At 72.0% G+C, this 12,956-nt stretch carries 9 protein-coding genes and 2 pseudogenes; 3 read left to right on the top strand and 8 right to left on the bottom strand.

The features are described from left to right. Nucleotides 1–12: 12 nt before the first annotated feature. Entirely contained in the window at nt 13–975 is a 963-nt protein-coding gene (locus tag HDC93_RS26400; RefSeq protein WP_185013306.1) for a metal ABC transporter substrate-binding protein, read from the bottom strand. Nucleotides 976–1,201: 226 nt separating this feature from the next. Here HDC93_RS26400 and HDC93_RS26395 point away from each other — a divergent pair, with 226 nt between their 5' ends. Further along, nucleotides 1,202–2,584 (top strand): glycine--tRNA ligase, encoded by a 1,383-nt coding sequence (locus HDC93_RS26395; RefSeq protein ID WP_185013305.1) that lies wholly within the window; start codon nt 1,202–1,204, stop codon nt 2,582–2,584. A 160-nt stretch (nt 2,585–2,744) separates the two neighbouring features. On the opposite strand, the gene HDC93_RS26390 is transcribed toward HDC93_RS26395, so the two are convergent. Beyond that, nucleotides 2,745–2,960 carry a hypothetical protein gene (locus tag HDC93_RS26390; RefSeq protein WP_185013304.1) on the bottom strand — a complete coding sequence of 72 codons (216 nt, stop codon included), beginning with the start codon at nt 2,958–2,960 and terminating at the stop codon, nt 2,745–2,747. Between the two features lie 44 nt (nt 2,961–3,004). On the opposite strand from HDC93_RS26390, the pseudogene HDC93_RS26385 reads away from it, so the two are divergent. Continuing rightward, nucleotides 3,005–3,457 (top strand): annotated as a pseudogene (locus HDC93_RS26385) (LysE family translocator); the annotation flags it as partial. 75 nt (nt 3,458–3,532) lie between these two features. Here HDC93_RS26385 and HDC93_RS26380 read toward each other — a convergent pair. The 3 genes and pseudogenes from HDC93_RS26380 to HDC93_RS26370 form a co-directional block, all read right to left on the bottom strand. Next, entirely contained in the window at nt 3,533–3,739 is a 207-nt protein-coding gene (locus tag HDC93_RS26380; RefSeq protein ID WP_185013303.1) for a hypothetical protein, read from the bottom strand. Between the two features lie 115 nt (nt 3,740–3,854). After that, a pseudogene (locus tag HDC93_RS26375) lies at nt 3,855–4,481 on the bottom strand (MFS transporter); the annotation flags it as partial. Nucleotides 4,482–4,963: 482 nt separating this feature from the next. Then, on the bottom strand, nt 4,964–6,412 hold the full coding sequence (locus tag HDC93_RS26370) for an MFS transporter (RefSeq protein WP_185013302.1): 1,449 nt from the start codon (nt 6,410–6,412) through the stop codon (nt 4,964–4,966). A gap of 78 nt (nt 6,413–6,490) precedes the next feature. Here HDC93_RS26370 and dusB point away from each other — a divergent pair, with 78 nt between their 5' ends. Then, nucleotides 6,491–7,624: a tRNA dihydrouridine synthase DusB gene (gene dusB, locus HDC93_RS26365; RefSeq protein ID WP_185013301.1), complete on the top strand. Its 1,134-nt coding sequence runs from the start codon at nt 6,491–6,493 to the stop codon at nt 7,622–7,624. Here the strand turns inward: dusB and HDC93_RS26360 are convergent, their stop codons facing one another. The 3 genes from HDC93_RS26360 to HDC93_RS26350 form a co-directional block, all read right to left on the bottom strand. Next, the gene (locus HDC93_RS26360; RefSeq protein WP_185013300.1) at nt 7,625–9,454 is read right to left on the bottom strand and encodes a sulfatase-like hydrolase/transferase; all 1,830 of its coding nucleotides are present in this window, start codon (nt 9,452–9,454) and stop codon (nt 7,625–7,627) included. It lies immediately after the preceding gene. 152 nt (nt 9,455–9,606) lie between these two features. Beyond that, nucleotides 9,607–11,544 (bottom strand): glycogen debranching N-terminal domain-containing protein, encoded by a 1,938-nt coding sequence (locus tag HDC93_RS26355; RefSeq protein WP_185013299.1) that lies wholly within the window; start codon nt 11,542–11,544, stop codon nt 9,607–9,609. Next, nucleotides 11,541–12,953, bottom strand: a complete 1,413-nt coding sequence (locus tag HDC93_RS26350) for an MGH1-like glycoside hydrolase domain-containing protein (protein WP_185013298.1) — start codon at nt 12,951–12,953, stop codon at nt 11,541–11,543. The genes HDC93_RS26355 and HDC93_RS26350 overlap by 4 nt, the downstream gene beginning before the upstream one ends. Nucleotides 12,954–12,956: the final 3 nt, after the last annotated feature.

Here is a 12,956-nt window from a genome sequence, read left to right as displayed (position 1 = left end):
CCGATGGGTCGATCACTTGGCTCCCAGGGCCGTCTGCAGGGCCCTGAGGTTGGCTTCCATGACCTGGAAGTAGTCGTCGCCGCGGGACTTGTCCGTGATGCCCTCGATCGGGTCGAGGACGTCGGTCTTCAGGTTCGCGTCGCGGGCCAGGGTCTTCGCGGTCTTGTCGGAGACCAGTGTCTCGTAGAAGACGGTGGTGACGCCGTCGGCCTTCGCCTCCTGCTGGAGCTCCCGGACGCGGGCGCCGCTGGGCTCGCTGTCGGGGTCGACGCCGGAGATGGCCTCCTGGGTGAGGCCGTAGCGCTCGGCGAGGTAGCCGAAGGCGGCGTGGTTGGTGAAGAAGACCTTGGACTTGGTGTTCTTCAGGCCGCTCTCGAAGTCGCCGTCGAGGCCCTTCAGCTTCGTGACCAGGGCTTCGGTGTTCTTCTTGTAGTCGGCCGCGTGGTCCGGGTCGGCCTTCTCGAAGGCCTTGCCGACGCCCTGGGCGATCTCGGCGTACTTCACCGGGTCGAGCCAGACGTGCGGGTCGCGGCCGTGCTCGTCCTCCTCGGAGTGGTCCTCCTCGGAGTGGCCTTCCTCGCCCTCGTGGGTGTGGCCGCCGGTGCCGTGGTCCTCGAGGTGGGTCAGCGTGGCCGCGTCGATCTTGGTCTTGATGCCGGTCTGGCCGACGGCCTCGTCGACGGCCGGCTGGAGGCCCTTGAGGTAGAGCGCCGCGTCGGCCTCCTCCAGCTGCGCGCGCTGCTGGGTGCTGATCTCCAGGTCGTGCGGCTCCTGGCCGGGCTCGGTCAGGCTGGTGACGTTCGCGTGGTCGCCGCCGATCTGCTCGGCGAGGAAGGCCATCGGGTAGAACGACGCGACGACGTCGAACTTGTCCGTGTTGCCCGTGGCCGCGCTGTCGCTGGAGCAGGCGGTCAGGGCGCCCAGGCCGAGAGCGGAGGCCAGGGCGGCGGGTATGAGGCGTCGTCGTACGTTCATGACACTCATTTTCAACAAATATGGAAACCGTTGTCAACAAACGCCCTGACCGGGACCTTGAAGGCGCCGCGGGGGGAGCGATTTGATTGAGAGGGCGCCCCCGCCGGTAACCTGAAGCATTCGCTGGAAGCACCTCGCTTCGCCCGCCCGCCGCCCGACCATCACCCCTCATCGAGGCGCTCCGCGCCGCACCGTCAGTATTCGTCGTCGTAATGAAGAGAGCACCGTGGCCGCCGACAAGATCGACACCATCGTCAGCCTGAGCAAGCGCCGTGGCTTCGTATTCCCCTGTAGTGAGATCTACGGCGGCCAGCGCGCCGCTTGGGACTACGGCCCCCTGGGTGTCGAGCTCAAGGAGAACCTCAAGCGCCAGTGGTGGCGCTACATGGTGACGTCGCGCGAGGACGTCGTGGGTATCGACTCGTCCGTGATCCTGGCCCCCGAGGTCTGGGTCGCCTCCGGCCACGTCGCCACCTTCACGGACCCGCTGACCGAGTGCACCTCCTGCCACAAGCGGTTCCGCGCGGACCACCTGGAGGAGGCCTACGAGGCCAAGCACAAGCGCCTGCCGGAGAACGGCCTGGCCGACGTCAACTGCCCCAACTGCGGCAACAAGGGCCAGTTCACCGAGCCCAAGCAGTTCTCGGGCCTGCTGTCCACCCACCTCGGCCCGACCCAGGACTCCGGCTCCGTCGCCTACCTGCGGCCCGAGACCGCGCAGGGCATCTTCACCAACTTCTCCCAGGTGCAGACCACCTCGCGCCGCAAGCCGCCGTTCGGCATCGCCCAGATGGGCAAGTCCTTCCGCAACGAGATCACGCCCGGCAACTTCATCTTCCGCACCCGCGAGTTCGAGCAGATGGAGATGGAGTTCTTCGTCAAGCCGGGCGAGGACGAGAAGTGGCAGGAGTACTGGATGGAGCAGCGCTGGAACTGGTACACCGGCCTGGGCCTGCGCGAGGAGAACATGCGGTGGTACGAGCACCCGAAGGAGAAGCTCTCCCACTACTCCAAGCGCACCGCCGACATCGAGTACCGCTTCCAGTTCGGCGGCAGTGAGTGGGGCGAGCTCGAGGGTGTGGCCAACCGCACCGACTACGACCTCGGCGCCCACTCCAAGGCCTCCGGCCAGGACCTCACCTACTTCGACCAGGAGGCCGGCGAGCGCTGGACTCCGTACGTCATCGAGCCCGCCGCCGGTGTCGGCCGCGCGATGCTGGCGTTCCTGCTGGACGCCTACATCGAGGACGAGGCCCCCAACGCCAAGGGCAAGTTGGAGAAGCGCACCGTGCTGCGCCTCGACCACCGTCTCGCCCCGGTGAAGGTCGCGGTGCTGCCGCTGTCCCGCAACCCGGAGCTGTCCCCGAAGGCCAAGGGCCTCGCCCAGGCGCTCCGGCAGAACTGGAACATCGAGTTCGACGACGCCGGCGCCATCGGCCGCCGCTACCGCCGCCAGGACGAGATCGGCACGCCGTTCTGCGTGACCGTCGACTTCGACACGCTCGAGGACAACGCGGTGACCGTCCGCGAGCGCGACACGATGAAGCAGGAGCGCGTCTCCCTCGACCAGATCGAGGGCTACCTGGCCTCCCGCCTGATCGGCTGCTGACCGCCGTTCGCCGCGCCACGGTGCCGGGTTCCTCCTCGGAGGGGCCCGGCACCGCCGCGTTTCACAGGTCGAGGTCGGCGTAGACCGCCGCGTTTCACCGGTCGAGGTCGGCGTAGACCGCTGCGTTTCACCGGTCGAGGTCGGCGTAGACCGCTGCGTTTCACCGGTCGAGGTCGGCGTAGACCGCCGCGTGGTCCGAGGCGCGGTTCCAGCCGAGGCCGTCACGGACCAGTTCCACCCAGCCCGTCCACCCCGACCGGCCCTTGGCCACGAGCTCGAAGGTGACGTTGTCGCCGCTGCCCTTCGTCTTGAAGAGCGTGCCCTGGCCGCGCGTCTCGTTGACGAAGAACGGCCTGTCCCGGCGCGAGTCGTGCACGCGGTGCTTCTTGAGGAGCGCGGCGAGGCGCGGGTCCTGGTGCCGGCGTCGCCGCGCTGCTGCACGCGAGCGCGACCGCCTTCCAGGTGCTGAAGTACGCGGGCGTCGCCTGCCTGCTGTGCATGGCGTGGGCGACGGTGCGGGACAAGGAGGCGCTCGTGGTGGAGGAGCGGGAGGCGGCGCCGGAGGTGTCGGCGCGCCGGGTGATCGTGCGCGGCGTGCTGATCAACATCCTCAACCCGAAGCTGACGATCTTCTTCTTCGCGTACCTGCCGCAGTTCGTGAGCCCCGGGGAGCCGCACGCGGTGGTGCGTATGGCGGGGCTCGGAGGGGTCTTCCTGCCGGCGACCTTCGTGGTGTTCGCCGCGTACGATGTGTTGGCCGCGTCGGTGCGCCGGCACGTCGTGGGCCGCCCGCGGGTGACGGCCTGGCGGCGGCGGGGCTTCGCGGGCTCGTTCGTGGCCCTGGGCGCGAAGCTGGCGGTCACGGCGCGGTAGCCGCAGTACCTCCCGGGGGCGACGGCGACGCAATGCCCCCCCCGGGGGCGACGGCGGCCCGAGCCGCGCGTGTCCTCACGCCGCCGTCGGGTCCACCGTGGCCTGGTGGGCCTCTGCCAGGTGTTCCTCCGCCTTCAGCCAGGGCAGGAACTGGGCGCCTCTGTGCCAGCCGCAGGTGTCACATCTGATCGTGCGCTGGACGCCCGTCCGGTGCACCCGCACCACATGCTCCCGGCCGTGCATGTCCCACCGGCTGACCTTGCTCGTGTCGATCTGCGTCATGGCCCCTCACGCGTCGAGAAATCCGGCGTTCCGGTCTGCTCGCAGCAAGGAGTGTGCAGCAAGACCGACATCAACAGGGTTTCCCCGGAGATGAGTTATCAGGCCGTGAGCGACCTCAGGCGACGGTGCGGGGCAGCCGCAGGCTCAGCAGGCCGGTCAGCAGGACGCCGCCGAGCTGCACCAGCAGGGGCGTGACCAGGGCGTCCCGCACGCCCATCCCGGGGACCAGGGACAGCAACAGCGTGCCCAGGGTCGCCACGCCGAGGGCCAGCGCCGACTGCTGGTGGTGATCGTCACGCCGCTGCCGACACCGGCCCGGGCGGGCGGCACCCCGGAGAAGACCACCCGGTAGGCGACGGGGAGTTGCAGCGCCTGGCCCGCACCGGCGGCCGCCGCGCCCGGAGCAACTCGACGAAGCGAGGTGTGGTCAGAACCGCCAGGCGGCCAGTGCCATCAGGGCCAGCCCCACGCCCTGGAGGGCGGCACCGGCCGTCACCACGCGGGTGCCGTACCGGGCGGCCGGGCGCGGGCCCAGCAGCGAGAACACGAAGAACACCACCGCCAGCGGCGCCAGTGCCGGCCCCGCCGCCACCGAACCGAGCCCGGCGCCCTGCTGCAACGCCACCGCGATCACGAACACGAAGCCGCTGAAGCCGATCGAGAACGGCAGCGCCGGCAGCAGCCCGCGCTGCAGCGAGGTGAGCGCGAACAGGCTCGGCGGCACCAGCGGCCGGCCACCCGATCCCCGCACCGTCCCGCGCCGTACTGGTGCCGACCCACTGGTCCCCCTGGGCCCACGCCCGGACGGTCACGGCCCGGTCGCCGAAAGGGGCGAGGAGGGCCGAGCCCCTGGACTCGTCGGCCGTCGGGTCGGTGAAGCCGTCGAGAACGAGCGTGCGCGGAGCGCCGTACCTGCTGTCGAGCAGATCGGTTGCCGACCCACTGGTCCCCCTGGGCCCACGCCCGGACGGTCACGGCCCGGTCGCCGAAAGGGGCGAGGAGGGCTGCGCCCCTGGAGTCGTCGGCCGTCGGGTCGGTGAAGCCGTCGAGAACGAGCGTGCGCGGAGCGCCGTACCTGCCGTCGAGCAGATCGGTCAGGTCCTGCCGGTCGAGGTCATCCGGCAGACAGAGGTGGCCGTTCTCCGGTTCGAGCCGGTCCAGCTGGTCGTTGACGGTCGCTTGCGTGAGCTCCAGGGCGGACAGTGAAGCGCACGGCACCGACCATCAGTGGTCCGCGGCCACCACCACGTCCCGCACCTCCGCCGACTCCAGGCGCCGCGCGGCCCGTTCGGCCGTGCCCCGGGCCCACCGCCCGTTCGTCACCGCTCCCAGCGCCAGCACCGCGAACCCGCACACGGCGAGGATCCACCACCCGGGCCGGGCCGCGGACACGAACACCTCCGGGTACGAGGAGGAGCCGACGCCCGAGGCGAGGACCGCGCCCACCACGGCCACGCCCAGCGTCTGCCCGAGCTGCCGGCTCGTGGAGGCGACCGCGGCGGCGACGCCCGCCTGGGCGCGCGGCATCCCGGACACCGCCGTGTTGGTGATGGGCGCGTTGACGAAACCGAAGCCGATGCCGAACAGGACGTAACCGGCGAAGAGTGTGACGTTGGAGGTCTCGGCCTCGAACGCGGCGAACAGGACACCGCTCGCCGTCATCGCGAAGCCCGCGATCAGCAGCGGCAGGCGTGGGCCGCGCGAGCCCACGAGGCGGCCCGAGAGCGGCGCGCACAGGAACGTCGGGACCGCCATCGGCAGCATCCACAGGCCCGCCTCCAGGGCGGTCAGTCCGCGGACGTTCTGCAGGTACAGCGTCGACAGGAACAGGAAGCCGCCGAGCGCGGCGAACGCGCTGATCGCGATGACCGTCGCGCCGCTGAACGGCGCCGAGCGGAAGAAGCGCAGGTCGATCAGAGGTTCCTTGCGGCGCGGCTCGTAGAGGAGCAACCCCACGAGGGCGGCGAGGGCGACGACGGCCAGCGGCGCGATCGACCCGAACGGGGTGCTCGGCGCCTCGATGATCGCGTACGTGAGCGAGCCGAACAGCGCGATCACCAGCACCTGCCCGACGGGGTCGGGGCGGCGGGCGCGCGGCGCGCGGGACTCGGGCACGAAGCGCAGGGTGAGCAGCAGGGCCGCGAGGCCCACCGGCAGGTTGATCCAGAAGATGGAGCGCCAGCCGACGGAGTCGACCAGGAGCCCGCCGACCAGCGGGCCGGCGGCCATCGACAGGCCGACGACCGCGCCCCAGGCGCCGATGGCCCGGGCCCGCTCGCGCGGGTCGGTGAAGGTGTTGGTGATGATCGACATGGCGACCGGGTTCAGCATCGAGCCGCCCACCGCCTGCACCGTCCGGAACGCGATCAGCGCCTCCAGGTTCGGCGCGAGGGAGCACAGGACCGAGCCGAGGGTGAAGACGACCAGGCCCGCCATGAAGACCCGCTTGCGGCCGATCCGGTCGGCCGTGGAGCCCGCGAGCATCAGCAGGGAGGCGAGGACCAGCGTGTACGCGTCGATCGCCCACTGCAGGCCCGAGGTGCTCGCGTGCAGGTCCTGCTGCATGGACGGCAGGGCCACGTTCAGGACCGTGTTGTCGAGGCTCACGATCAGCAGGCTCATGCAGCAGATCGCGAGCACCAGCTTGCGGCGGCGGGGGCTGAGCTCGGGCATGCGGACCATCGTACGCCGACTTCGATAGTGTTGCTAACTAATGAATTTTGCCATCTCATTGCACGGCACAATGGAGGCATGTCCACGCCCCTCCAGATCGGTCCGCACACCGTCCGGCCCCCCGTCGTCCTGGCCCCCATGGCCGGGATCACCAACGCGCCCTTCCGCACCTTGTGCAGGGAGTTCAGCGGCGGCAAGGGCCTGTTCGTCAGCGAGATGATCACGACCAGGGCGCTGGTCGAGCGCAACGAGAAGACCATGCAGCTCATTCACTTCGACGCGAGTGAGCGCCCCCGCTCCATCCAGCTGTACGGCGTGGACCCCGCGACCGTCGGCAAGGCCGTCCGCATGATCGCGGAGGAGGACCTCGCCGACCACATCGACCTGAACTTCGGCTGCCCCGTGCCCAAGGTCACCCGCAGGGGCGGCGGCTCCGCGCTGCCGTACAAGCGGAACCTGCTGCGGGCCATCCTGCGCGAGGCCGTCAGCGGCGCCGGCGACCTGCCCGTGACGATGAAGATGCGCAAGGGCATCGACGACGACCACATCACCTTCCTCGACGCCGGCCGGATCGCCGTCGAGGAGGGCGTCACCGCCATCGCCCTGCACGGCCGCACCGCCGCCCAGCACTACGGCGGCACCGCCGACTGGGACGCCATCGCCCGGCTGAAGGAGCACGTGCCGGAGATCCCGGTGCTCGGCAACGGCGACATCTGGTCGGCGAAGGACGCCCTGCGGATGGTGCGCGAGACCGGCTGCGACGGGGTGGTCGTGGGCCGCGGCTGCCTGGGGCGGCCCTGGCTCTTCTCCGACCTGGTCGCCGCCTTCGAGGGCCGCGCCGAGGACATCGCCCGCCCCGCTCTGCGCGAGGTCGCCGACGTCATGGTCCGGCACGCCACCCTGCTCGGTGAGTGGATCGGCGACGAGGCCCGGGGCGTGATCGACTTCCGCAAGCACGTCGCCTGGTACCTCAAGGGCTTCGCGGTCGGCTCCGAGATGCGTAAGCGCCTCGCGATCACCTCGTCCCTGGAGGAACTGCGCTCCGGCCTGGACGAGCTGGACCTCGACCAGCCCTGGCCCACCGGCGCCGACGGGCCCCGGGGCCGGACCTCCGGCAACAACCGCGTGGTGCTGCCGGACGGCTGGCTGAAGGACCCCTACGACTGTGCCGGGGTCGGCGAGGACGCCGAGCTCGACACCTCGGGCGGCTGATCAGCCCTTGGAGGGGCGCGGTGTGGAGCCGAACGCCTTGAGGAAGCGGTCGCGGAAGGAGCTCATCTTCCACACGGGCGCGTCCCGGTCCGGCTTCAGCCCCTCCGTCCACTTCCAGTCGGCGACCTTGTCCAGGACCTTCGGGTCCTTCGCGACGATCGACACCGGCACGTCCCGGCCGGCGCCGGTCCCGCTGACCCGGGCGATGGGCTGGTGGTCGCCGAGGAACACCAGGACGGTGTCGTCGGTGCCGTAGCGCTCCAGCCACTGGGTGAGGCTGGTCACCGAGTACTGGATGGACTTGCCGTACTCCTCGCGGGACTTGGTGGTGTCGGTGATGACGTCCGACGCCTTGTTGCCGGCCTTCTGGATCGCGTCGAAGACCGAGCCGTCGCCGAGTTCGTCCCAGCCGACCATCTTCGGGATGGGCGCCCAGGGCTGGTGGCTGGAGGTCAGGATGACGAACGACATCAGCGGCTTGTCCCGCTTCTTGCCGTGCACCTGCCGCTGGAAGGCCTCCAGCGCGTACTGGTCGGGCATGGTCGACCAGCTGAACTTCGGCCCCTCGTAGCCCAGGTCGAAGGCGTCGTAGAGCTTGTCGAGGCCGTACCACTTCTCCTCCGGCCAGCCCTTCTGCACGCCCGGCATGACGCCGACCGTGTCCCAGGCGCCGGTCCTCTGGAAGGCCTTGGTGAGGGTGAGGTGGTCGCCGGCGCTGACCGTGCGGTAGCGCCGCTGGTTGTCGATCCACAGGCCGGACATGGTCGTGGAGTGGCCGAGCCAGCTGCTGCCGCCGTACGTCGCCGAGGTCAGCCAGCCGCTGCGGGCGGCGAACCCGGCCTTGTGCAGGGCGGCGGTGCTCGCGTCCAGGGTGCGGTCGACGCCGGGTGCCATGACCGGGTCCTCGATGGCGCTGCGGCCGTAGCTCTCGATGAACGTGAAGATCACGTCCTTGCCGCGCAGGTCCGGCAGCAGTTCGCCGGGCGGGGTGTTGCCGAAGGCGTCCGCCTTCGACTGCCGCGCGAACGCGGCCTCGTCCCGCAGCGACTCCACCGTCCGCTGCGCGTGCACCCGGAGGGCGCCGGCCCCGCGCTCGGAGGCGATCGGGCCGCCGAACAGGGTCAGGCCCAGTGCGGAGCAGGTGACCCAGACGGTGCCGGCGATCAAAGCGCCCTTGGTCGCCCGCGCCCGGTGGCGGGCCAGCACGGTCGCGAGCCGGGTCGTCGCCGCGACCATGACGGCCGCCACGAGCAGCACGAGCACCACCGCGCCGACGCTGACGGCGGTGGCGACGCCCCCGCCCAGCGTGTCCTCGACGTACGCCTGCGCATCGGGCAGCAGGTCCCAGTCGAGTGCGGCGTTGAAACCCCGGCCGAGGTACTCGTTGAACCCCATGTCGAGCAGGTTCACCATGGTCAGGACGGTGAGACCGAGCCCGTACAGCACCGCCGCCACCAGCCGGGGCCGGCGCGGCAGCGCCAGCACGACGACGGCCCCGATGACCGCCTCGGCCGGGATCCGCGCGAAGCCGGCCGCCTTGAGGGCGGGGAGGGTGTTGGGCAGCAGCAGCGCCCCGAGGACCAGGGCGGCGGCGAGGGCGGTGGTGGCGAGGCGGAGGGCGCGTGCGGTCCGGGGGTGGCGGGTGCGCCAGGCGCGGAGGCGGGTGAGGCAGTGGCCGAGCAGCGTTCGTGAGGGGGCAGGGCCCGGACCGGATGCCGCCGCTGCCTCCCTCTCGTCCTCCCCGCTCTCCCCGCCCGCCTGCTCCTCCTCGGCCTCGGACACGCCGTCGCCCGGCTGCGACGCATCGCTGGAGCGTGTGAAGACAGGCACCCGGAGGTCCTTCCCGTACGGAACAGGTGAGGTGGCGGACCCGGGTGGGGGTGCGGGTCCGCCACTGTTCCCTACGGTGCGCCGGCCAGGTGTGTTCAGCCCGCCGGGCCGGCGCTCGGCAAACACCCGGCAAACGGCGGACCAACCGGCCCTCAGACCACGCCGACCGCCGTGAGAAGCGCCAACGGGGCGGACGCGGAACGGGATTCACGCACGCACGCGTACGGGTACGGCACCGGCTCCGGGTGGGTGTCGCGGCCGTAGCCCGCCAGGACCTCCGGGAGCCGGTGGCCGGTCGCGCCCGCCGCGTCGACCAGGCCGCGGGCGATCGCGCGAGCCTCGTCGTGCAGCCCGTAGCGGGCCAGGCCCAGCGCGATCAGCGCGTTGTCGTGCGGCCATACCGAGCCGCGATGGTAGGAGAGCGGGTGGTACGCCGGCTGCCCGGCGGCCAGGGTGCGCACGCCCCAGCCGGAGAAGAAGTCCGCCTCGAGGAGCCGCCGTCCGACGAGTTCGCCGTACTCCTTGTCCAGCAGCCCCGACCAGAGCAGGTGCCCGGCGTCGGAGGCCAGCGCGTCGACCTGCTTGCCCCGGCCGTCCAGCGCGAGGGCGGGGAAGGACTGCTCCGGCATCCAGAAGTCCCGCTGGAAACGGTCACGCAGGTCACCGGCCGTCTGCTCCAGCAGGTGGGCGTACGTGGTGTCCTGCCACACCGTGCGGGCGAGGCCCGCCGTGCGGCGCAGGGCGTCGTAGGCGTAGCCCTGGGCGCCCGCGGCCGTCACCGGACCGTGCGGGCGGGTGCCTTCGGCGGAACAGATGGCGCCGGGGGAGTCCTTCCAGTTCTGGTTGGCGAGGCCGCCCTGGTCGGCGCGGTAGACGAGGTAGCCGCGCGAGGTGAGGCCGCCGTGGTCGAGCATCCAGGTGACGGCGGCCCGGGCGTGGCGTTCGAGGCGGTGGGCCGGGCCCGTGTCGCCGGTGTGCTCGGTGTACGCGCCGAGCAGGACGAGGAACAGCGGGGTGGCGTCGACCGAGCCGTAGTAGCGGCCGTAGGGGACCTGGCCGAAGTGGGCCAGTTCGCCGTGGCGCACCTCGTGCACGATCTTGCCGGGCTGGGCGATCCCGTCGGGGCCGGCCCCGGTGGCCTGGGTCGCGGCGAGCGCGGCCAGGGTGGCGGCGGCCGGCCGCGGACGGTAGGGCAGGGCGAACAGCGAGGTCAGCAGGGCGTCCCGGCCCAGCAGGGTCAGGAACCAGGGGGCGCCGGCGGCCGGGACGCGCAGCTCCTCGCCGTCCGGGCCGGTCGCCGGGACCTGGAGGGCGGCGAGGTCGGCGAGCCCCCGGGTGCAGGCGGCGGCCAGCTCGGGCCACCCCTCCGGGAAGGCGACACCCTCGACGAACTCGTCCTCTCGGGAGCGCAGTTGCTCCCGGGCGGCGGCGGGGGAGCGGGGCACGCGCAGGGCGCGCCGGTCGCCGTGCGGACGGGCCATGACCCGCAGGGTCAGCTCGGCGGTGCCGTGCGGTTCGAGGTCCAGGGTCCACGACAGACGGCGGGCGCCGGTGCCGGTCTCCTCCACGGCGTCCGGCCGGGGCTCCGCCGTCACGGTCGTGACGGAGCACCACTCGCCGCGCCGGTAGGCGAACTCCACACCGTGGGTGAGCGTGTGGCGGGAGCGGACGGCCCCGGCCTTGGTGTAGGTGCGGTGGTCGGAGCGCAGCTCGAACTGGTCGGTGAAGTCGGCGTCGGCGGTGACCGCGAGATGGACCGTCGTCGGCACCGGCCGGTTGCTGGTGACGCGCAGCGACTCCACGAACGAGGAGTCCCCGACGGCCTGTTCACGGAAGAGCGTGTACGCGGGCGGTTCGTCGCGGCCGCCGCGCGGGACGAGCACACAGCGCGCGGTGTCCCCGTCGGCCACCGGAGTCAGTGTGTCGGGCACCGCCCCGTCGACGGTGAGCTGCCACCGGCTCAGATGCCGGGCGTCCCGTACGAACAGGCCGTCCGGGGCGCTGCCGCCCCGGTAGCCGCTGATGTCGCCGCGATCGCCGACGGCGGCGAACGTCCGGCCGTGCACGAGCAGATGATGCCGGTCCGTCATGCCGGGTCCTCTCCCTTGATCGCCGTGAGGCCGTTCCTGCCCCGTGCGGGCCGGTCGTGCAGCAGGTCGAGCGTGAGCGCGGCGGTCCAGCCGAAGCCGGTGACGCCGCAGGCCTGTGCCGTGTACGGGTCGACGTACTCCGCGAAGCCGGAGGCGCCGGCGGTGTGCAGCATGCCCTTGCGCAGGGCGTCGGCCCGGCCGCGCTCGCCGTGCCGCCGCAGCCCGCGCTCCAGCAGCCAGTTGGTGTTGAACCAGGCCGGGCCGCGCCAGTAGCGGTGCGGGTCGAAGGCCTCGCCGAGCAGGTCGTAGCTCGGGACCAGGCGGGTCGTGCCGCCGAGGCCGAAGTGCGGGCCGCACATCGTGCGGACCAGGGTGGCCGCGAGGTCGCGGGGCAGGTCCGGCAGCAGCAGGGGGACCAGCCCGGAGACACCGCGCTGAGGGATCAGTTCCCCGGCGCGCACGTCCCGGCACAGGAACATCCCCGACGCCGGGTCCCACAGCCGCTCCGCCAGGGCCGCCGTCAGGCGCTCCGCACGGGCCCGCCGCGCCGCGCCGGTCACGCCGAGCTCGTGGGCGATCCGGTCCAGGGCGTACTCGGAGGCGGCGAGCAGCGCGTTGAACGCCGGGTCCTCCACGGCGAAGTCGCCGGGGCCGTCGGCGTATCCGCGGTCCCGGTAGTCGGCCGCCAGCCGCACGTACCGCCCGTAGTCCAGATCCGTCGGCCGGTCCTCGGGGGCGCCGTGGTCGAGGTCGGCCCGGCGGAAGGAGCGGGCCGGGGCGGGGGTGACCCGGGACAACGGGCGGTCCCAGCAGGGACTGTTGTCCATACCCTGTTCCCAGGGGTGCACCACGGAGACCAGCCCGCCCCCGCCGAGGTCACGCCGGTGCAGGAGGTAGTCGTGCCAGGCGGCCAGCCGGGGGTAGGCACGGGTGAGGAAGCCGCGCGCCCTGGACAGGCCCGGGTCGGCGAGGTGCACCAGCCACGCGGCCAGGGCGTGGACCGGTGGCTGCACGATCCCGGAGGTCTGTACGGTGCGCGGGGCTCCGGCGGTGCGCCCGGCGGTCGACGAGCACCAGAAGTCGGGGCTCGGGAAGTACGCGTCGAGCGGGACGGAGGGGTTGAAGACGATGTGCGGGATCCGCCCGTCCGCCCACTGGGCCGCCAGCAGTGTCTCCAGCTCGGTCTGGGCCCGTAACGGTGAGAGGTGCCGCAGGCCGATCGCGATGAACGCCGAGTCCCACGACCACTGGTGCGGGTACAGGCCGCGCGAGGGCACCGTGGACGTCCCCGTCCAGCCGGCCTCCAGCACGGCGGCGGCCCTCATGTGCAGGGGCGGCGCGGTGCCGGGCGGTTCGTATGCAACGGTGCGTCCTGGGGGACGCGGGGGGCGTTGGGCGATGCGGTCCACTCG

This window comes from Streptomyces sp. AK010, assembly GCF_014207295.1.
GTDB classification, from domain to species: Bacteria; Actinomycetota; Actinomycetes; order Streptomycetales; family Streptomycetaceae; genus Streptomyces; species Streptomyces massasporeus.
Note: the sequence above shows the minus strand (reverse complement) of the source record. Positions and strands in the feature narration are given on the sequence as shown.